20 protein-coding genes are annotated in these 19,686 nt (G+C 69.5%); 11 read left to right on the top strand and 9 right to left on the bottom strand.

Annotated features, from left to right (window positions below; all coding sequences use genetic code 11):
* Position 1: 1 nt before the first annotated feature.
* Both ACFCXS_RS10045 and fasR read right to left on the bottom strand, forming a co-directional pair.
* Positions 2 to 931, bottom strand: coding sequence for an ACP S-malonyltransferase (locus tag ACFCXS_RS10045; protein ID WP_361939187.1), 930 nt, complete (start codon positions 929 to 931; stop codon positions 2 to 4).
* Between the two features lie 89 nt (positions 932 to 1,020).
* Complete coding sequence (gene fasR / locus ACFCXS_RS10040) at positions 1,021 to 2,226, bottom strand: fatty acid biosynthesis transcriptional regulator FasR (RefSeq protein ID WP_376642703.1); 1,206 nt, start codon at positions 2,224 to 2,226, stop codon at positions 1,021 to 1,023.
* Positions 2,227 to 2,286: 60 nt separating this feature from the next.
* Here fasR and ACFCXS_RS10035 point away from each other — a divergent pair, with 60 nt between their 5' ends.
* Positions 2,287 to 2,940 (top strand): pirin family protein, encoded by a 654-nt coding sequence (locus ACFCXS_RS10035; protein WP_376642701.1) that lies wholly within the window; start codon positions 2,287 to 2,289, stop codon positions 2,938 to 2,940.
* A gap of 15 nt (positions 2,941 to 2,955) precedes the next feature.
* On the opposite strand, the gene ACFCXS_RS10030 is transcribed toward ACFCXS_RS10035, so the two are convergent.
* Together ACFCXS_RS10030 and ACFCXS_RS10025 are read right to left on the bottom strand one after the other, a co-directional pair.
* Entirely contained in the window at positions 2,956 to 3,771 is an 816-nt protein-coding gene (locus ACFCXS_RS10030) for a serine hydrolase domain-containing protein (RefSeq protein WP_376642699.1), read from the bottom strand.
* Positions 3,772 to 3,789: 18 nt separating this feature from the next.
* Positions 3,790 to 4,260: a GNAT family N-acetyltransferase gene (locus ACFCXS_RS10025; RefSeq protein WP_376642697.1), complete on the bottom strand. Its 471-nt coding sequence runs from the start codon at positions 4,258 to 4,260 to the stop codon at positions 3,790 to 3,792.
* A 98-nt stretch (positions 4,261 to 4,358) separates the two neighbouring features.
* On the opposite strand from ACFCXS_RS10025, the gene ACFCXS_RS10020 reads away from it, so the two are divergent.
* Together ACFCXS_RS10020 and ACFCXS_RS10015 are read left to right on the top strand one after the other, a co-directional pair.
* A complete protein-coding gene (locus ACFCXS_RS10020) occupies positions 4,359 to 4,823 on the top strand; it encodes a MerR family transcriptional regulator (RefSeq protein ID WP_376642694.1) in 465 nt (154 codons plus the stop codon).
* Positions 4,820 to 5,836, top strand: a complete 1,017-nt coding sequence (locus tag ACFCXS_RS10015; RefSeq protein WP_376642692.1) for an aldo/keto reductase — start codon at positions 4,820 to 4,822, stop codon at positions 5,834 to 5,836. The genes ACFCXS_RS10020 and ACFCXS_RS10015 overlap by 4 nt, the downstream gene beginning before the upstream one ends.
* A 91-nt stretch (positions 5,837 to 5,927) precedes the next feature.
* Here the strand turns inward: ACFCXS_RS10015 and ACFCXS_RS10010 are convergent, their stop codons facing one another.
* From ACFCXS_RS10010 to ACFCXS_RS10000, 3 genes are all read right to left on the bottom strand, one after another.
* On the bottom strand, positions 5,928 to 6,779 hold the full coding sequence (locus ACFCXS_RS10010) for a DUF4429 domain-containing protein (RefSeq protein ID WP_376643024.1): 852 nt from the start codon (positions 6,777 to 6,779) through the stop codon (positions 5,928 to 5,930).
* 66 nt (positions 6,780 to 6,845) lie between these two features.
* Positions 6,846 to 8,054: an alpha/beta hydrolase gene (locus ACFCXS_RS10005; RefSeq protein WP_376642690.1), complete on the bottom strand. Its 1,209-nt coding sequence runs from the start codon at positions 8,052 to 8,054 to the stop codon at positions 6,846 to 6,848.
* A 73-nt stretch (positions 8,055 to 8,127) separates the two neighbouring features.
* Positions 8,128 to 8,760: a TetR family transcriptional regulator gene (locus ACFCXS_RS10000; protein ID WP_376642689.1), complete on the bottom strand. Its 633-nt coding sequence runs from the start codon at positions 8,758 to 8,760 to the stop codon at positions 8,128 to 8,130.
* A gap of 115 nt (positions 8,761 to 8,875) precedes the next feature.
* On the opposite strand from ACFCXS_RS10000, the gene ACFCXS_RS09995 reads away from it, so the two are divergent.
* Together ACFCXS_RS09995 and ACFCXS_RS09990 are read left to right on the top strand one after the other, a co-directional pair.
* On the top strand, positions 8,876 to 10,501 hold the full coding sequence (locus ACFCXS_RS09995; protein WP_376642688.1) for an MFS transporter: 1,626 nt from the start codon (positions 8,876 to 8,878) through the stop codon (positions 10,499 to 10,501).
* A gap of 234 nt (positions 10,502 to 10,735) precedes the next feature.
* On the top strand, positions 10,736 to 11,044 hold the full coding sequence (locus tag ACFCXS_RS09990; RefSeq protein ID WP_376642686.1) for a small hydrophobic protein: 309 nt from the start codon (positions 10,736 to 10,738) through the stop codon (positions 11,042 to 11,044).
* A gap of 51 nt (positions 11,045 to 11,095) precedes the next feature.
* On the opposite strand, the gene ACFCXS_RS09985 is transcribed toward ACFCXS_RS09990, so the two are convergent.
* Together ACFCXS_RS09985 and aceE are read right to left on the bottom strand one after the other, a co-directional pair.
* Entirely contained in the window at positions 11,096 to 11,845 is a 750-nt protein-coding gene (locus ACFCXS_RS09985) for a potassium channel family protein (protein WP_376642684.1), read from the bottom strand.
* A gap of 71 nt (positions 11,846 to 11,916) precedes the next feature.
* Positions 11,917 to 14,664 carry a pyruvate dehydrogenase (acetyl-transferring), homodimeric type gene (gene aceE / locus ACFCXS_RS09980; RefSeq protein ID WP_376642682.1) on the bottom strand — a complete coding sequence of 916 codons (2,748 nt, stop codon included), beginning with the start codon at positions 14,662 to 14,664 and terminating at the stop codon, positions 11,917 to 11,919.
* Positions 14,665 to 15,082: 418 nt separating this feature from the next.
* Here aceE and ACFCXS_RS09975 point away from each other — a divergent pair, with 418 nt between their 5' ends.
* The 6 genes from ACFCXS_RS09975 to ACFCXS_RS09950 all read left to right on the top strand — a co-directional run bounded on the left by ACFCXS_RS09975 (position 15,083) and on the right by ACFCXS_RS09950 (position 19,654).
* Positions 15,083 to 15,520, top strand: a complete 438-nt coding sequence (locus ACFCXS_RS09975; RefSeq protein WP_031104104.1) for a DUF3052 domain-containing protein — start codon at positions 15,083 to 15,085, stop codon at positions 15,518 to 15,520.
* A 101-nt stretch (positions 15,521 to 15,621) separates the two neighbouring features.
* Positions 15,622 to 16,080 carry a peroxiredoxin gene (locus ACFCXS_RS09970; RefSeq protein WP_376642681.1) on the top strand — a complete coding sequence of 153 codons (459 nt, stop codon included), beginning with the start codon at positions 15,622 to 15,624 and terminating at the stop codon, positions 16,078 to 16,080.
* 147 nt (positions 16,081 to 16,227) lie between these two features.
* Complete coding sequence (locus ACFCXS_RS09965; protein ID WP_376642680.1) at positions 16,228 to 16,803, top strand: calcium homeostasis/redox stress adaptation protein; 576 nt, start codon at positions 16,228 to 16,230, stop codon at positions 16,801 to 16,803.
* 139 nt (positions 16,804 to 16,942) lie between these two features.
* Entirely contained in the window at positions 16,943 to 17,518 is a 576-nt protein-coding gene (locus ACFCXS_RS09960) for a TerD family protein (RefSeq protein ID WP_376642679.1), read from the top strand.
* 125 nt (positions 17,519 to 17,643) lie between these two features.
* Positions 17,644 to 18,789, top strand: coding sequence for a DUF475 domain-containing protein (locus tag ACFCXS_RS09955; protein ID WP_376642678.1), 1,146 nt, complete (start codon positions 17,644 to 17,646; stop codon positions 18,787 to 18,789).
* Positions 18,790 to 18,919: 130 nt separating this feature from the next.
* A complete protein-coding gene (locus tag ACFCXS_RS09950; RefSeq protein WP_376642677.1) occupies positions 18,920 to 19,654 on the top strand; it encodes a Tellurium resistance in 735 nt (244 codons plus the stop codon).
* The last annotated feature ends 32 nt before the right edge of the window (positions 19,655 to 19,686 follow it).

Raw genomic sequence — 19,686 nt, 5'->3', positions numbered from 1 at the left:
GTCAGGCGTGCTCGGCGATGAGCTCGCGAGCCGCGTCGAGGTCGGCGGGGGACTTCAGGGCCAGCGTCTTCACCCCGGGCAGGGCCCGCTTGGCGAGGCCCGTGAGGGTGCCACCGGGGCACAGCTCGACCAGGGCCGTGACACCGAGCTCCTTGAAGGTCTCCATGCACAGGTCCCAGCGGACCGGGTTGGCGACCTGGCCGACCAGGCGGTCCAGCACCTCGCCGCCGGCGGCGACGGCCCGGCCGTCCTTGTTGGAGACGTAGGTGACCTTCGGGTCGCCGGGCGCCAGGGCCTCGGCGGCCTTGGCCAGCGTGTCGACCGCGGGGGCCATGTGGTGCGTGTGGAACGCGCCGGCGACCTTCAGGGCGACGACCTTGCGCACGCCCTCGGGCTTGTCCGCCTCCAGCGCGGCGAGCTGCTCCTTGGTGCCGGCCGCGACGATCTGGCCCGCGCCGTTGATGTTCGCCGGGGTCAGACCCAGCTTCTCCAGGTGCGGAACCGTCACGGCGGGGTCGCCGCCCAGCAGCGCCGCCATGCCGGTCTCCGTGACCGCGGCGGCCTCCGCCATACCGAGCCCGCGGGTGCGGACCAGGCGCAGCGCCTCCTCGTGCGGGAGCACCCCGGCGAGCGACGCCGCGGTGATCTCGCCGACGCTGTGACCGGCGATCGCGCCGACCTTCTGCGCCAGCTCCGCCGGGTCGTCGAACAGCAGGTTCGCGGACGCGAGTCCGGCCGCGACCAGCAGCGGCTGCGCCACCGCGGTGTCGCGGATCTCCTCCGCGTCGGCCTCGGTGCCGTAACGGATCAGGTCGAGCCCCGCGGCGTCGGACCAGGCCTCGAGGGCACCGCGAACACCGGGGAGGTCGAGCCATTCAGTCAGGAAGCCGGGCGTCTGAGCGCCCTGGCCGGGAGCGACGAGTACGAGCACTCTCACACTCTCTCTTGGTGACGGGCACAACCGCCCGTGGGGACAGGGACGAAGAACACGGAGGGGTTTTGTCGACCCTCCACAAAACCTTAGGGCTGAGGATCTCCATCGACCAGACGCCCCAGGATCAGCGCGATCCGCAGGGTGAACGCAGAGCGTACATCGGAGGGTGACCAGCCGGTGACGTCAGTCACACGTCGAAGCCGGTAGCGGACGGTGTTGGGATGGACGAACAGCATCCGGGCGGCGCCCTCGAGGCTGCTCGCCTGTTCGAGATAGACGCTGAGGGTCTCCAGGAGCGCGGCCCCGGCCTCCTCCAGCGGTCTGTAGATCTCCTCCACCAGTTGCTCGCGGGCCGAGGGGTCCCCGGCCATCGCCCGCTCCGGGAGCAGATCGTCCGCGAGGACCGGGCGCGGAGCGTCCTGCCAGGCGGAACACGCCTTCAGCCCGGCCGCGGCGGCCTGCGCGGACCGGGTCGCGGCCAGCAGGTCCGGCACCACCGGGCCCGCCACGACCGGCCCGGCCGCGAAGGGGCCGATGAGCGACTTGGCGACGGCCAGCGGATTGTCGCTGCCGCCGGCGATGACGACCAGCCGGTCGCCGAGCACCCCGGTGAGCACCTGGAGCTTGGCGTGCCGGGCGGCCCGGCGGATCGCCTCCACGGTCAGTTCGGAGTCGCCGTCGGGTGCCGTGCCGAGCACCACGCACACGTGCTCGGGCGAGTTCCAGCCGAGCGCGGCGGCCCGGGACACGGCTCCCTCGTCGGCCTCGCCGCTGAGCACGGCGTTCACCACCAGGGACTCCAGCCGGGCGTCCCAGGCGCCGCGCGCCTCGGCGGCCTGCGCGTACACCTGGGCCGTGGCGAAGGCGATCTCGCGGGCGTAGACGAGCAGCGCCTCGCGCAGCACCCGTTCGTCGCCCGGGGCCGCGACCTCGTCGATCGCGCTCTCCATGACCTCGATGGTGGTGCGCACCATCTCCACGGTCTGGCGCAGGGTGATCGCCCGGGTCAGCTCGCGCGGCGCGGTGCCGAACACGTCGGTGGAGATGGCCTGCGGGGCGTCCGGATGCCGGAACCACTCGGTGAACGCGGCGATGCCCGCCTGCGCGACCAGACCGATCCAGGAACGGTTCTCCGGGGGCATGGCCCGGTACCACGGCAGCGTCTCGTCCATCCGCGCGATGGCCTGCGCGGCGAGCGATCCGGACGACTTCTCCAGCCGCTTCAGCGTCGCGGCATGGGCATGGGGGTCGTGGGCTGCGGCTTCGTTCTTGCTGGTTTCGGGTTCGGGCACGGGGACAAGACTGCCTTATCCGGACGGGAAGGTGGGCCGCCGGGGTCTACGGTGGACCACGTGATGGACGTACGGCGCGCGGGCGAGCGCTACCCCGGAGGGGACGCGACCGCAGGGATCGAGACGTGGCACGCCTTCTCCTTCGGGCCCCACTACGACCCGGACAACCTCCGTTTCGGCGCGGTGCTCGCGTGCAACGAGGAGCGGCTGGCGCCCGGGGCGGGCTTCGACGAGCACCCGCACAGCCACACCGAGATCGTGACCTGGGTGGTGGAGGGCGAGCTGACCCACCGGGACTCCACCGGGCGCGAGTCGGTCGTACGCCACGGGGACGTGCAGCGGCTCAGCTCGGCCGGCGGCGTGCGGCACGTGGAGCGCAACGACGGCCCGGAGCCCCTGACTTTCGTCCAGATGTGGCTGGCCCCCCTCAGCCCCGGCGGCGACCCCTCCTACGAGGTCGTCCACGGCATCGCCGACTCGACGCCCTACGCCGTCCCGGAGGCCGGCGCGATGCTGCACGTGCGGCGCCTGGGGGCGGGGGAGCGGACGGCGGTGCCGGACGGGCCGTACGCGTACGTGCACGTCGTGCGCGGTGACGTCCGGCTGGACGGCGAGGAACTGGGCGCCGGAGACGCCGCCCGGATCACGGACGCCAAGGGCCTGGAGGCCGAGGGCGTGACCGACGCGGAACTGCTGATCTGGGAGATGGGCTGAGCGTCCGAGCCCGTTCTAGAGCTCTGCCAGCACCGCGTCGGTGAACGCCGGCCACGCCTCGATCGCCCACGGCCCGAACGCCCGGTCCGTCAGGGCGACGCAGGCCGCTCCCGCGTCCGGGTCGACCCACAGGAACGTACCGGACTGCCCGAAATGCCCGAAGGTGCGCGGCGAGGACGAGGAGCCCGTCCAGTGCGGCGACTTGGAGTCGCGGATCTCGAACCCGAGCCCCCAGTCGTTGGGGTTCTGGTGGCCGTACCCCGGCAGGACGCCCTTGGTGCCGGGGTAGTGCACGGTCATCGCCTCGGCGACCGTACGCGGATCCAGCAGCCGCGGTGCCTGCACCTCGGCGGCGAACCGCAGCAGGTCCTCGGCCGTCGACACCCCGTCCTTGGCCGGGGAGCCCTCCAGGGTCGTCGAGTTCATGCCCAGCGGCTCCAGCACGGCCTGCCGGAGGTACTCCCCGAACGGGATGTCGGTGGCCTTCTCGACGTGGTCGCCCAACTGCTCGAAGCCGGCGTTGGAGTACAGCCGCCGCTCCCCGGGCGGGGCGGTGACCTTGTGCTCGTCGAAGGCGAGGCCCGAGGTGTGCGCGAGCAGGTGCCGGACCGTCGAGCCGGCGGGCCCCGCCGGCTCGTCGAACTCGATCGCGCCCTCCTCGTACGCGACGAGCACCGCGTAGGCCGCCAGCGGCTTGGTCACCGAGGCGAGCGGAAACCGCTGCCCGGCCGGTCCGTGGAGGCCGAGGACGGTGCCGTCCGCTCGTACGGCACCCGCCGCGGCGGTGGGAACCGGCCAGTTCTCGATCAGGGCGAGGCTCTTCAGCGACATGCGTTCGAGCCTATGCGCTCAGAGCGCGAGCTCCAGCAAAGGGTCGGGCTTGGGGCGGAAACCGAGGGAGATGTACAGCGGCTCGGCCTCCGGCGAGGCGGTGAGCTGCACGCGCCGGGCGCCGCGCTCGCGGAACCACTCCAGCAGTGTGTTCATGCAGGCCCGGGCGTACCCGCGGCGCCGGGCGTCCGGGTCGGTGGCGACGCTGAACACGAAGCCCACCATGCCCTGCGGATCGCCCGCCTTGCCGATGCGGTAGTCGATCGTCCCGGCCACCAGGCAGGCCAGCGCCCCCGGCCGCTCCGGGTGGTCGACGACGAACGCCGTGAAATCCCCTTCCGGATCGGCCAGTTTGGCCCTCAGGGTGGGGAGCGACTCCCCGTGCCAGGTGATGGAGGGGTCGGAGGCGAACACCGAGTCGATCATGATTTGGCGCAGCCGCAGGACTTCCTCGGCGTCCTCGGGCAGGGCGCGACGTACAGCACTCATAAGTCCGTACGCTAACCAGCCGGATCCGGAAACGTCCTGCCGATTTCTTACCGTCGGCGCTTGCTTGGAGTGCACTCCAAGGTTCTAGCGTGGGGGCCATGACGGTGATGGAGACCACGGGGACCAGGACCGACACCTGTGCCGGCCCGCCGCAGCAGAACCGGCGCCGGGACGGTGACGACCACTACACGATCAGCGAGGTCGTCGCCTTCACCGGCCTGACGGCACACACCTTGCGCTGGTACGAGCGCATCGGCCTGATGCCGCACGTCGACCGGTCCCACACCGGTCAGCGCCGCTACACCAACCGCGACCTCGACTGGCTCGACCTCGTCGGCAAGCTCCGTCTGACGGGCATGCCGGTCGCGGACATGGTCCGGTACGCGGAACTGGTGCGTGAGGGCGACCACACCTATGTCGAGCGCTTCGAGCTGCTGAAGACGACCCGTGAGGACGTCCTGGCCAGGATCGACGAACTCCGGGGCACGCTCGCCGTGCTCGACCGGAAGATCAGTTTCTACGCGGACGCCGGGCGGGCCCTGGCGTCGGAGAGGTCCCGATGACGGACGGCAGGATCACGACGGCGAAGCTCGGCGACCACGGTCCCGAGGTGAGCGTCCAGGGCCTGGGCTGCATGGGTATGAGCTTCGGCTACGGCCCCGCGGACGCGGACGCGTCCCGGGCCACGCTGGAGCGGGCGCTCGAACTGGGCGTCACCTTCTACGACACGGCCGACGCGTACGGCGCCGGCGAGAACGAGCGCTTCCTGGCGCCGTTCTTCAAGGCCCACCGTGACGAGGTCGTCGTCGCGACCAAGTTCGCCCTGTCGATACCCCCGGACGACCCGACGCGCCGGGTCGTCCGCAACGACCCGCCCTACATCCGCCAGGCCGTCGAGGCGAGCCTGAAGCGCCTGGACGTCGAAGCCATCGACCTCTACTACATGCACCGGCGCGACGTGAACGTGCCGATCGAGGAGAGCGTCGGCACCATGGCCGACCTGGTCCGCGAGGGCAAGGTCAAGCATCTCGGCCTGAGCGAGGTCACGGCCGGTGAACTGCGCGCCGCCCACGCCGTCCACCCCATCGCCGCCGTGCAGTCGGAGTGGTCGCTGTTCAGTCGTGACATCGAGACGCACGTCGTCCCCGCGGCCCGCGAGCTGGGCGTGGCCCTCGTGCCGTACTCACCCCTCGGCCGGGGCTTCCTCACCGGCTCCTTCACCGACGCGGACCAGGACCTGACCGCCGGTGACTTCCGCCGCCAGCAGCCCCGTTTCACGGGCGACAACGCCACGGCGAACGCGACGCTGCTGGAGCTGATCCGCTCGGTGGCCAAAACCCATGACGCGACCCTCGGCCAGATCGCCCTGGCCTGGGTCCAGCAGCAGGCGACGGTCCACGACCTCCCGGTCGTCCCGATCCCCGGCACCCGCAAGCCCTCCCGGATCGAGGAGAACACGGCGGCGACCGGGATCGTCCTGACCGACGAGGAACTGGATCTCCTGGACGGTATAGCGGCCCAGGTGGCGGGCACGCGCTACGCGGACATGGCGTTCACGTCGGCGGGCCGCGAGTAGCGCCCTCGGGGCGCGCCCCTCCGGGGCGCGGGGAACTGCGCGACCGGCCACACACGACCCGCACTCGCCGGCGCGCAGCACCCCGCAAACGCTAGAGCTCCGCCAACAACTCCGCCTTTTTGACTGAAAACTCCTCATCCGTCACCAACCCGGCCTGATGCAACTCGCCGAGGTGCCGGATCCGATCGGCGATGTCGGCCGGATCCCGCCTCGGCGCGGGCACGGCGGCCACCGGACTGGACGTCCGCACCGCGGCCAGCACCGCCGCAGCGAACGGCAGCGACTCGTGCACGGGTCCGTACCCGAGCCCGAAGACCACCGCAGCGGGATCCTGGTCGGCCTGAGTGCCGGAGGCCCCCGCATTCCGGCCCAAAAGCCGCAAATGCCCCTCGAAGACCTCCGGCGACCGCCACTCCACCCCGTTCAGCTCTCCGACGGAGAAGCTCTGGTCGCCGGCCTTCCACTTCGCCGACGAGGCCCCAGTCCAGAACCACCGGAAGTTCACGGTCCGTCCGTCGAAGGTCGCCTTCCCGTCGTACGCCTTGAACGACAGCGGTCCCTCGGGCGCCTTCACCAGGAACCGGTCGGCCGGCCCGGACTCCGTCAGCAGACCCCGCAGTTCGTCGGCGTAGTACTCCGCGAGGACCTCGCGCTCGGCGGGCAGCACCAGCCGGTAGGGGTCGACGTTCTCCTTCAGCTGCCCTGCGGCCGCCTCCAGCAACGGGTCCGCCCCGGGGCGTGGTTCGACGCGCAGTACGACCGTGCCGCGCTTCCCGTGGGTCAGGGTCACCCCGGCGATCGCCTCCAGGGGCACGCGACGTTCCCCGAGGGCCTGGAAGAGCTTGGGTGTTCGGATTCCCCGCTCGTAGCGGATGAGCACGGAGTCGGACTCGAACTCCCAGGCGGCATGAATTCCGGCCAGTACGTCACCCATGCGGCTCATCGTATGCGGCACGCGCTCCTCCGTCCCCCTCCCGAGCAGACCGCAATTTCTTCGCCTCTACGCGCGTCAGGCCGCCGCCGTGCCGGACATACCGGTACGGCAGACGCCGTCTTCGTGCGCGCAGTGCACCGAGCGGTATGCGCCGACGCCGATCTCTGCAAAATTGAACAGACTTGCCGTTCCGGGCTCGAAATAGCCCGCGTGACCCTTCGCGCCCGCCGCCGAGAGCACCCGCGCGCCGAACCCGGCGGACACCGGATCGGCTCCGTGGCCCAGCCCGCCGACCTCCAGGTAGGGCACGTCCTGGATCCAGTCGTCGGAGTCCCGCATCGCCCACACCCGGGCGGTGGTGTGCAGCTGGGCGGCCTTCTCGACCCGCATGCCGGGGCTGCCGGCCACCGCGATGTCGGACACCCGGCCCGGCAGCGAGTGCGCGGCGACGCCGCACACCACGGAGCCGTAGCTGTGGCAGAACAGCGAGACCGGCGAACCGCCCGGCAGTGCCCGCACCAGCGAGTTGAGCCGTACGGCACCTTCCTCGGCGCGCATCGCCGTGGCCGAGTCGATGCCGAGTCCGCTGGGTGCCGTGTAGTCGGCCCAGGCGATCACGGCCGTCCGGGTCGACGGGCTCACCTGCCGCTCGGCCGCGTACAGGGACTTGGCCATGCCGACGGGCGCGGAGTACTTGCGGTTGGTGCGCTGGAAGGTGAGCAGGTCGGTGTCGACGCCGGGGACGACGACCGAGACCCGCTCCGCCTTGCGCAGGTTGCCGAAGACCTCCGCCACCCGGCCCCCACCCTCCGGGTCGAAGGCCAGAATGTGCCGGCCCTGCTCCATGAGGTCCCCGAAGCGGTGCATCCTGCGGCCCGCCTCGTGCTGCCCGGCGGGGGTGAGGCGCTTGTCGTGCATGCGTTCCCGCTCGACCTTGCGCGCCTTGGCGATCGCGAGGTGATTGGCGCGGTAGCGCAGCTCGACCGGCGCGCCGTTCATGTTGCCCACCGCGAGCGAGTACTTGCGGACCAGGGTCGACCGGTCCGGCTCGGTGAGCGTCGAGAAGAAGCGGGCCAGCTTCGCCGGCTCGGACTGCGGGTCCGGCAGCCGGTGCCCGCCGATCCGGCCGTGCTCCCAGGCGGAGAGCGAGGCTTGGAGCGGCGTGGCGCCCCGCTGGTTGCGCAGGGCCGTCCAGCCGGTGGTCGCCAGCATGACGAACACGACGGCCAGAGCGAGCAGTGCGCGCCAGACGTTCAGTTGCGGGGAGGTGTCGAAGGAAGTCACTGAAAGGACACACTAGGAGAACGAGAGGGTCTCGCGTTAACCAAGTGAGCGGGATCACGTTTCGGTGGAGGGGTTAAGGGGACTGCTCCGCACGCCAGTTCCCGGCCAGTGCGGGACCCACCTGATCCAGGTATGTCGTGGTGAGTTCGCGCATTCCGTCGAGGGTGACGTCGTCCCCCGCGGACCACAAGCGTTCGGTGACACGAATCACCCCGCCGAAGAGGGCGACGACGATCCTCGGCCGCGGGTCCAGGTCCACGTCGAGCCCCTCGCGCTCGGCGATGATGCGCGCGAGCTGCTCCTCCAGCTCCGCCGAGCGTCGCAGATGGGCGGCGAGCAGCGCGGGCGTCGACTCGATCACCCGGTAGACGCGCATGTGGAGCTCGATCGGCACGAGCTCCACGACGGCCTCGTTGATCGCGTCCCAGCTCTCCAGCACGGACCGGCGCAGCGCCTCCAGCGGCACCTCGTCCGGGGGGCGGGTGCGCAGGGCCTCGACGACGAGCGTCTCCGCGAGGCGCGGCACGAAGAACGCCGTCTCCTCCTTGCCGCCGAAGTAGCGGAAGAAGGTGCGCTGCGAGACGTCCACGGCGGCGGCGATGTCGTCGACGGTCGTCTCCTCGTACCCGCGCGTGGCGAAGAGCTCCAGGGCGGCCCGCAGCAGTGCGTCCCGGGTGCGCCGCTTCTTGCGTTCGCGCAGGTTCAAGACATGCCTCTCGTGCTCGGTGTTTTCCCAGTTCAGGCTATACGGGGATGTCGTGTCAGCGACTGACTGGTGAATCGGTTTGTCAACTGTCAGTGGCTGACACTAGCCTCCCGGTATGACTAGTCAGACCACCATCGACACGACGGGGTCGGGGGGCAGTGCGCCGACGGATCCGTCGGACGCGACGCCGGGCAAGGGGCTGCGAGGGCACCCCTGGCTCACCCTCATCACCGTCGCTGTGGGGGTCATGATGGTGGCCCTCGACGGCACCATCGTGGCCATAGCCAACCCGGCCATCCAGAAAGACCTCGGCGCCACCTTCGCCGAGGTCCAGTGGATCACCAACGGATACTTTCTCGCCCTCGCGGTCTCCCTGATCACCGCCGGCAAGCTCGGCGACCGCTTCGGCCACCGCCAGACCTTCCTCATCGGCGTTGTCGGCTTCGCCGCCGCCTCGGGCGCGATCGGCCTGTCCGACAGCATCGCGTTCGTCGTCGTCTTCCGTGTCCTTCAGGGCCTGTTCGGCGCGCTGCTGATGCCGGCCGCCCTCGGCCTTCTGCGGGCCACCTTCCCGGCCGAGAAGCTGAACATGGCCATCGGCATCTGGGGCATGGTCATCGGTGCGTCCACCGCGGGCGGCCCGATCCTCGGCGGTGTGCTCGTCGAGCACGTCAACTGGCAGTCGGTGTTCTTCATCAACGTGCCGGTCGGTGTCCTCGCCGTCGTCCTCGGCGTGCTGATCCTGCTCGACCACCGCGCCGAGAACGCCCCGCGCTCTTTCGATCTGCTGGGCATCGCCCTGTTGTCGACCGCCGTGTTCTGCCTGGTGTGGGCGCTCATCAAGGCCCCGCCGTCCGAGTGGGGCTGGGGCGACGTCAAGACGCTGTCGTTCCTCGGTGCTTCGGTGCTGTGCTTCGTGGTCTTCGCCTTCTGGGAGACGAAGGTGAAGGAGCCGCTGATCCCTCTCGCGCTGTTCCGCTCCGTGGCGCTGTCCGCCGGTGTCGTGCTGATGGTGCTGATGGCCATCGCGTTCATGGGCGGCCTGTTCTTCGTGACCTTCTACCTCCAGAACGTGCACGGCATGAGCCCGATCGACGCCGGTCTGCACCTGCTGCCACTCACCGGCATGATGATCGTCGGCTCGCCGCTGGCCGGCGCGATGATCACCAAGCTCGGCCCCCGGGTCCCGCTCGCGGGCGGCATGGCGCTCACGGCGATCGCCATGTACGGGATGTCGACGCTGGAGACGGACACCGGCAGCGCCATCATGTCGCTCTGGTTCGCCCTGCTGGGCCTCGGTCTCGCGCCGGTCATGGTCGGAGCGACCGAAGTCATCGTCGGCAACGCCCCGATGGAACTGTCGGGCGTCGCGGGCGGCCTCCAGCAAGCGGCCATGCAGATCGGTGGCAGCCTCGGTACCGCTGTACTGGGCGCCGTCATGGCCTCCAAGGTCAACAGTGACCTGGCGGGCAACTGGGAGAAGGCGGGTCTCCCGCCGCTCACCCCGGAGCAGGAGCACCAGGCCTCCGAGGCGGTCCAGGTAGGTGTCCCGCCGGTGGCGCCGGGCACACCGGACACGATCGCCGCGAAGATCACGGGCGTCGCGCACGACACATTCATCTCGGGCATGAGCGCGGCCTCGCTCGTCGCAGCCGGGGTCGCCGTGGTGGCGGTGCTGGTCGCCTTCCTCACCAAGCGCGGTGAGAACGCGGAAGCCGGCGCGGGCGCGGCACACATCTGACGGCACCCGGCGGTTCGTTCCCTCATCAGGGTGAACAGAGCCGCCGAACCCTCCCCTTGGCACGCGCCGCAGGTCACAGTGGGTCAAGTCCTCCGCAGGGCATGGAGGGCGGACGCTGCGGCGCGCTGCCGGAGGGGGGTGGCGCGCAGGCAGCGGAATGGACGCGTACCGACGGGGTACCCGCCATGTCATACCCGAAGAGAACCCCAACCGATCGAGGGTTTACGGGAGTTGATGATGGCGAGCTTTGGACACGGTACGCGCAGGCACCCCCGCTCACGTGGCCGGACGTGGTCACGGGCCGGGACGGATCGCGCGACGCTCGGACTCATCGGAGTCATCTGCGCCGTTGCAGGCTTCTTCGTGCTGGGGATCGTGCTCGGTCCCGCCGCGATGGTCTGCGGCTGGCTCGCCATGGGCCGTGCGTGGTCGGGCGCTCGCCCCACCGCGGCCGTCGTCGCCCTGGTCCTGGGCGCCATCGACACGCTCCTGGCCATCATCTGGCTGTCCGGAGCGGCCACACCGGGCATCGGCATGTTCTGACCCGGGTGAGGAATGCGGGAAGAGCCCCCGGCCGCTCGGCCGGGGGCCCTCTCATGGCTCGACCCGCGCCCCCTTGAGCTCCGCCACCTCCACCCGCAGCGCCCGCACCTCCTCCGCCAGCTCCCGGATCGCCTCGGTCTGCCGCCGCTCCTCGACGTCGTCCTTCTCGAAACGCGCGATGAACCAGGCGGCGATGTTCGCCGTCACCACACCGAGCAGCGCGATCCCGGACAGCATCAGCCCGACCGCCAGCATCCGCCCCAGCCCGGTGGTCGGTGCCATGTCCCCGTACCCCACGGTGGTCATCGTGGTGAACGCCCACCAGACCGCGTCCCCCAGGGTGTGGATGGACGCACCGGGCTCGTCCCGTTCCACTTCCAGCACGGCCAGCGCACCGAAGACGAGCAGCCCCAGGCACGACCCCGCGACGTACGTGGTGACCCGCACCTGCGACGCCATCCGCGCCCGCTGCCCGGCGAGGAACAGCATCGACACCAGTTTCAGGAGCCGCAGCGGCTGCGCCAGGGGCAGCACCACCGCCAGCAGCGCCAGCGGATTGCCGCGCACGAACCGCAGCCGGTCCTCGGCGAGCCACAGGCGGACCAGATAGTCGGCGGCGAACGCGGCCCACACCACCCAGTTGGTGACATGGCAGGCGGTGAGCAGGTCCTGCGGAGCCCGCGGGGCCACGATCGGTATGGCGTAGGCGATCGCGAAGAGCACGGCCAGCGCCAGCAGCGGGCCCTGGGTGCGTCGTTCCCAACGGGCCAGAGTGGTCGAGGCGGTCATCGGGAGCGTCATGGAAGCATGGTAGGAAACGCGCGGGGCGGCACCCCTCGGGTGCCGCCCCACGGATTCGGTCCTCGACGTCCCTACGCGTCGCCGCCCGCCGCCCCGGGGTCGGCGGCCGACACGTCGAGCAGCTGGTACCGGTCGATGGCCTGCTTCAGCACGGAGCGGTCGACCTTGCCGTCACGGGCCAGTTCGGTCAGCACGCCCACCACGATCGACTGCGCGTCGATGTGGAAGAACCGCCGGGCGGCGCCCCGCGTGTCGGCGAAGCCGAAGCCGTCCGCGCCGAGCGACTGGTAGGTCTGCGGCACCCAGCGCGCGATCTGGTCCGGAACCGCCCGCATCCAGTCGGACACGGCCACGACCGGCCCCTGCGCGTCCGCGAGCTTGCGCGTCACGTACGGCACGCGCTGCTCCTCCTCGGGGTGCAGCAGGTTGTGCTCCTCGCAGGCCACGGCCTCGCGCCGCAGCTCGTTCCAGGAGGTGGCCGACCAGACGTCCGCCTTGACGTTCCAGTCCTCGGCCAGGATCCGCTGCGCCTCGATCGCCCAGGGGAGCGCCACACCGGACGCCAGGACCTGCGCGGGGATCGAGCCGGCCGTGCCCTCGCTGAACCGGTAGAGACCCTTGAGGATGCCGTCGACGTCCACGTTCTCCGGCTCGGCGGGGTGCTGGATGGGCTCGTTGTAGACGGTCAGGTAGTAGAAGACGTCCTCGCCGTGCGGGTGCGCCTCGGAGCCGCCGTACATCCGGCGCAGGCCGTCCTTGACGATGTGGGCGATCTCGAAGCCGAACGCCGGGTCGTACGCCACACAGCCCGGGTTCGTGGACGCCAGCAGCTGCGAGTGGCCGTCCGCGTGCTGGAGGCCCTCACCGGTCAGGGTCGTGCGGCCGGCGGTCGCGCCCAGGACGAAACCGCGCGCCAGCTGGTCGGACATCTGCCAGAACTGGTCGCCGGTGCGCTGGAAACCGAACATCGAGTAGAAGACGTAGACCGGGATGAGCGGCTCGCCGTGTGTCGCGTAGGCCGAGCCGGCGGCGATCAGCGATGCCGTGCAGCCCGCCTCCGAGATGCCGTCGTGCAGCATCTGGCCGTTCGGCGACTCCTTGTAGGCGAGCAGCAGGTCGCGGTCGACCGACTCGTACTGCTGGCCGAGCGGGTTGTAGATCTTCGCACTCGGGAAGAACGAGTCCATGCCGAACGTGCGGTACTCGTCCGGCGCGATCAGCACGAACCGCTTGCCGATCTCCTTGTCCCGCATGAGGTCCTTGAGGAGCCGGACGAAGGCCATGGTCGTCGCGATGGACTGCTGACCCGAGCCCTTCTTCACGGTCGCGTATGTCTTGTCCTCGGGCAGCGCCAGAGGCTCGGAGCGGACCACGCGCGTGGGGACGTAACCGCCGAGACCCTTGCGGCGGTCGTGCATGTACTGGATCTCCTCCGAGTCCCGGCCCGGGTGGTAGTACGGCGGCACGCCGGACTCCAGCTCCTTGTCCGGGATCGGCAGGTGCAGACGGTCGCGGAAGCGCTTGAGGTCGTCGACCGTCAGCTTCTTCATCTGGTGCGTGGCGTTGCGGCCCTCGAAGTTCGGGCCCAGCGTCCAGCCCTTGATCGTCTTGGCGAGGATCACCGTCGGCTGGCCCTTGTGCTCCACGGCCGCCTTGTACGCCGCGAAGATCTTCCGGTGGTCGTGACCGCCGCGCCCCAGGTGCAGGATCTGGTCGTCGGTCATGCCCTCGACCATCGCGCGCAGCCGGTGGTCGTCGCCGAAGAAGTGGTCGCGGATGTACGCGCCGGTCTCCGTGGCGTAGGTCTGGAACTGCCCGTCGGGCGTGGTGTTCATCCGGTTGACCAGCACGCCGTCGCGGTCCTGGGCGAGCAGCGGATCCCAGCTGCGGTCCCAGACCAGCTTGATCACGTTCCAGCCGGCACCGCGGAAGATCGACTCCAGCTCCTGGATGATCTTGCCGTTGCCGCGCACCGGGCCGTCGAGGCGCTGCAGGTTGCAGTTGACGACGAAGGTCAGGTTGTCCAGGCCCTCGCGGGCGGCGATGGACAGCTGGCCCAGCGACTCCGGCTCGTCCATCTCGCCGTCGCCGAGGAACGCCCAGACGTGCGACTTGGAGGTGTCGGCGATCCCGCGCGCCTCCATGTAGCGGTTCATGCGCGCCTGGTAGATCGCGCCGATCGGGCCGAGGCCCATCGAGACCGTCGGGAACTCCCAGAAGTCCGGCATCGACCGCGGGTGCGGGTACGACGACAGCGCGTGGGGCGCCTTGGACTTCTCCTGGCGGAAGCCGTCCAGGTGCTGCTCACTGAGCCGGTCCAGCAGGAAGGCGCGGGCGTAGATGCCCGGCGAGGCGTGCCCCTGGAAGAAGACCTGGTCGCCGCCGAGACCGTCGTCCTTGCCGCGGAAGAAGTGGTTGAAGCCGACGTCGTAGAGGGACGCGGAGGACGCGAACGTGGCGATGTGGCCGCCGACGCCGATGCCCGGGCGCTGGGCCCGCGAGACCATCACCGCGGCGTTCCAGCGGGTGGCGTTGAGGACCTTGCGCTCGATCTCCTCGTTGCCCGGGAAGAACGGCTCGCTCTTCGTGGGGATGGTGTTCACGTAGTCCGTGCTGCGCATCTCGGGCACGGCCACGCGCTTCTCGCGGGCCCGCTCGATCAGCCGCAGCATCAGGTAGCGGGCCCGCTCCCGGCCGCGCTCGTCGACGGCGGCGTCGAGGGAGTCGAGCCATTCCTGGGTCTCTTCGGGATCGAAGTCAGGAACCTGACTCGGAAGGCCGCCAATGATGATCGGGTTGCGATCGGATGCGGAAGCCACGCTGTTCCTTACCTGTCAGAGGGCCTGCGAGGGCCGCTGTTTCGCTGTCGTCGCCGGGGCGTCGTCGCTGGGGGGCGCGCCGCTGTCCATGGTCCACCTCAGGGCCGGGAAACGTCATCTCTACCGAGCGGTAACCCAGACGTGAGATCGACTCCGTGACGTTTGGGGCGAATACCTTCGAGTCTCGTACCCACAGACGATTCCCAAACGCCCAAACAGGGCAGAAAGGTGTGGTGTGCGTCACCTGGGGTCATGATGGTGTGCCTGGAGTTGCGGTGACACCGCCAGGATCGTCACCGTTTCGGCGGTCTGAACGGCCGGGTACTTGCGCGATCCGTCCCGCCCGTGTGGACTACGGCCAATGCTTCGCGCACGCGCGTGGCTGAGTTATTCCCAAGACATGATCAGGAGGCAACCCGTGAGCGCGACCGCGGACCACGCGGAGGAGCGGACGAACCCTGCCGCCAGGCTGGGGTTCCAGCCCGGGCAGGTGGTCCAGGAGATCGGCTACGACGACGACGTGGACCAGGAGCTCCGCAAGGCCATCGAGGGCATCATCGAGGCCGACCTGGTGGACGAGGACTATGACGACGTGGCCGATGCCGTTGTGCTGTGGTTCCGTGACGACGACGGCGACCTGACGGACTCGCTGGTCGATGCCACCACGTACATCGAAGAGGGCGGCGCGATCCTGCTCCTGACGCCGAAGACCGGCCGTTCGGGGTACGTGGAGCCGAGTGACATCTCGGAAGCCGCCACCACCGCCGGTCTGACGGCGTCCAAGAGCGTCAGCGTCGGCAAGGACTGGAGCGGCAGCCGGCTGGCCACGCCGAAGGCAGCCAAGTCCAAGCGTTAGTCGTACGGCGGGGCGGGCCGGCGTCTGTCGGCCCGCCCATCGGCCTGTCCGGGTGTCTGCGTAGGGTGGTCCCACCCGAAAAGCCCCACGAAGGGACACCGATGGCGATCCAGGCCGGCGAGAAGGCCCCCGACTTCGAGCTCAAGGACAACCACGGCGCTGCCGTGCGGCTGTCCGACTTCCGGGGCCGCAAGAACGTGGTGCTGCTCTTCTACCCCTTCGCCTTCACCGGCGTGTGCACCGGCGAGCTGTGCGACCTGCGCGACAACCTGCCGCAGTTCTCCGACCGCGACACGCAGCTGCTCGCCGTCTCCAACGACTCCATCCACACCCTGCGCGTCTTCGCCGAGCAGGAGAACCTGGAGTACCCGCTGCTGTCGGACTTCTGGCCGCACGGCAACGTCTCGCGCGCCTACGGCGTCTTCGACGAGGACAAGGGCTGCGCGGTGCGCGGCACCTTCGTCATCGACAAGGAGGGCGTCGTGCGGTGGACCGTCGTCAACGGCCTGCCGGACGCGCGCGACCTGAACGACTACGTGAAGGCGCTCGACTCCCTGTGACGCCGGTCGGGCGGCACACGCCCGACACCCGCTGAATTCTCGGCTTCAGGGCCTGCGAGCGGCGGGAACCCGTCACTAGGATCGACTCGTTGATCCGACATCCGAGCACAATGGGGCATCCCGCCCCTGGACACCAATGGAGGACTCGTGGGAGTCAGCCTCAGCAAGGGCGGCAACGTATCGCTGACCAAGGAGGCGCCGGGCCTGACCGCGGTCATCATCGGTCTGGGGTGGGACGTCCGCACCACGACCGGCACGGACTTCGACCTGGACGCCAGCGCGCTGCTGCTGAACAACTCCGGCAAGGTCGGCAACGACCAGCACTTCATCTTCTTCAACAACCTCAAGAGCCCCGACGGCTCCGTCGAGCACACCGGTGACAACATCACCGGTGAGGGCGAGGGCGACGACGAGCAGATCAAGATCAATCTCGCGGCCGTCCCGGCCGACATCGAGAAGATCGTCTTCCCGGTCTCGATCTACGACGCCGAGACCCGCCAGCAGTCCTTCGGCCAGGTCCGCAACGCGTTCATCCGCGTCGTGAACCAGGCCGGCGAGGCGGAGATCGCCCGGTACGACCTGAGCGAGGACGCCTCCACGGAGACGGCCATGGTCTTCGGCGAGCTCTACCGGCACGGCGCGGAGTGGAAGTTCCGCGCCATCGGCCAGGGCTACGCCTCGGGCCTGCGCGGCATCGCGCAGGACTTCGGTGTGAACGTCTGAACCGACCGCCTCAGGGCCCCGGCACCGGGGCCCGCGGGTCTTCTCGTCCGGCGCCGCACGGTTTACGTGCGGCGCCGGACGCGCAGGACCACCTCAGTGACACCATCGGGCCGGTGGGCCCAAGGGGAGGGACAGCATCATGGGCGTCACGCTCGCCAAAGGGGGCAATGTCTCCCTGTCCAAGGCCGCACCGAACCTCACCCAGGTGATGGTCGGACTCGGCTGGGACGCGCGCTCCACCACCGGAGCGCCCTTCGACCTCGACGCCAGCGCCCTGATGTGCGGCGGCGGCCGGGTGCTCGGGGACGAGTGGTTCGTCTTCTACAACCAGCTCAAGAGCCCGGACGGCTCGGTCGAGCACACCGGTGACAACCTCACCGGCGAGGGCGAGGGCGACGACGAGTCGCTGCTGATCGACCTCGCCAAGGTGCCGCCGCAGTGCGACAAGATCGTGTTCCCTGTCTCCATCCACATGGCCGACGAGCGCGGCCAGACCTTCGGCCAGGTCAGCAACGCCTTCATCCGCGTGGCCAACCAGGCGGACGGCCAGGAACTCGCCCGGTACGACCTGAGCGAGGACGCCTCCACGGAGACGGCGATGATCTTCGGGGAGCTCTATCGCTACCAGGGCGAGTGGAAGTTCAGGGCCGTCGGGCAGGGGTACGCGTCGGGCCTGCGCGGCATCGCGCTGGACTTCGGGGTCAACGTCTCATAACGCGTTATGAGCAAAATCCGGGCCCCATAGGGGTGCGGAGGGGGTCCGACTAGACTTCGGCTTCAAAAGTTCGTAAAGCCGGGTACGGCGCGGGGGAGCCCCGTACACACACGATTGGGTAGCCAGTGGTTCTGAAAACCTTCGGGTGGTCGTTCGCGGTCACCGCGCTCGGCCTGGTCGCGGCGGTCCTGTTCGGCGGGTGGACCGCGCTCGGCATCGTCGCGATCCTGTCCGTCCTCGAGATCTCGCTGTCCTTCGACAACGCGGTGGTCAACGCCGGGATCCTGAAGAAGATGAATGCCTTCTGGCAGAAGATCTTCCTCACCGTCGGCATCCTGATCGCCGTGTTCGGCATGCGGCTGGTCTTCCCCGTCGTGATCGTCGCGATCAGTGCCCAGCTGGGCCCGATCAAGGCGGTCGAGCTCGCCCTGAACGACAAGGACCGCTACCAGCAGCTGGTCACCGACGCCCACCCGTCGATCGCCGCCTTCGGTGGCATGTTCCTGCTGATGATCTTCCTGGACTTCATCTTCGAGGACCGGGACATCAAGTGGCTCGGCTGGCTGGAGCGCCCGCTGGCCAAGCTCGGCAAGGTCGACATGCTGTCGGTCTGCATCGCGCTGATCGTCCTGCTGATCGCGTCGATGACCGTCGCCACCCACGCCCACCAGCACGGCGGCACCCACGTCGACAAGGCGGAGACGGTCCTGCTCGCCGGCATCGCCGGCCTGATCACCTACATGATCGTCGGAGGGCTCTCCGGCTACTTCGAGGACAAGCTCGAAGAGGAGGAGGAGCGCGAGCACGAGGCCGAGGAAGAGGCCGAGCGCACCGGCAAGCCCCGCTCCGCCGTCGCCCTGGCCGGCAAGGCCGCGTTCTTCATGTTCCTCTACCTCGAGGTCCTGGACGCGTCCTTCTCCTTCGACGGCGTGATCGGCGCCTTCGCCATCACCAACGACATCGTCCTGATGGCCCTCGGCCTCGGCATCGGCGCCATGTACGTCCGGTCGCTCACGGTCTACCTGGTCCGCCAGGGCACCCTCGACGACTACGTCTACCTGGAGCACGGCGCGCACTACGCCATCGGCGCCCTCGCCGCGCTTCTGCTCATCACCATCCAGTACCAGATCAACGAGATCATCACCGGCCTCATCGGCGTCGTCCTGATCGCCGCCTCCTTCTGGTCCTCCGTCCGCCGCAACAAGGCGCTCGCGGCCGCCGAGGGAAAAGCCGGCTCGGACGAGAAGACTGAGGTCCCGTCCGGGGTGTGACACCCCTCCGAGCGAGGAACGCTCTGTGCGGGGCGGCCACCGAGGACTCCTCGGTGACCGCCCCGTCGGGTCTTCATGGGCCGTGGGTACGGCGGTGACCTGCGGTCTCCGAGTGAACGTGGGGGCGGAAATGGGCCTGTTCGACGGACTCCGGCGTGGCGATGTGCAGTTCGACTCGGGCCACGCGGCGACGAACGCGATCGAGCTGACCAAGCGGCGCTCGCAGATATCACTCACCAAGCAGGACGCCGCCACCGGCCATCTGCGCGTCAACCTCAGCTGGCGGATGCGCACCTCCGACATCGGCGGAAACCAGCGCGAGAGCCTGCTGCGCCACCCCTTCCGTGCCCTCAAGCCCCCCGAGGTCGTCGGCCACAGCCAGAGCATGGTCAACGTCGACCTCGACCTCGGCTGCCTCTACGAACTCCAGGACGGCAGCAAGGGCGTCGTCCAGCCCCTCGGCGGCTACTACGGCGACGTCAACGCCCCGCCCTACGTCAAGCTCAGCGGCGACGACCGGTTCGGCTCCGGGTCCGGCGAGACCATGTACATCAACCTCGACCACCGCGACAACATCAAGCGGCTGCTGGTCTTCGTCTACATCTACGACCAGACACCCGCCTTCGACCGCACGCACGCCAGCGTCACGCTCTATCCGAGCAGCGGCCCGCGGATCGAGATCCACCTCGACGAACGCCAGCCGCAGGCCCGCTCCTGCGCCGTCGTCATGATCGAGAAGGTGAAGGACGAGATCGTGGTCCGCCGCGAGGCGAAGTTCGTCTACGGCTTCCAGGCCGAGCTGGACCGGCTGTACGGCTGGGGACTCCAGTGGGGGCGGGGCTACAAGACCAAAGTCGACCGCTGACCGGGGGGAGCCCAGGCGCACGCCGGGGCGGG

This window comes from Streptomyces sp. NPDC056373, from assembly GCF_042262425.1.
In the GTDB taxonomy this organism is placed as follows: domain Bacteria; phylum Actinomycetota; class Actinomycetes; order Streptomycetales; family Streptomycetaceae; genus Streptomyces.
Note: the sequence above shows the minus strand (reverse complement) of the source record. Positions and strands in the feature narration are given on the sequence as shown.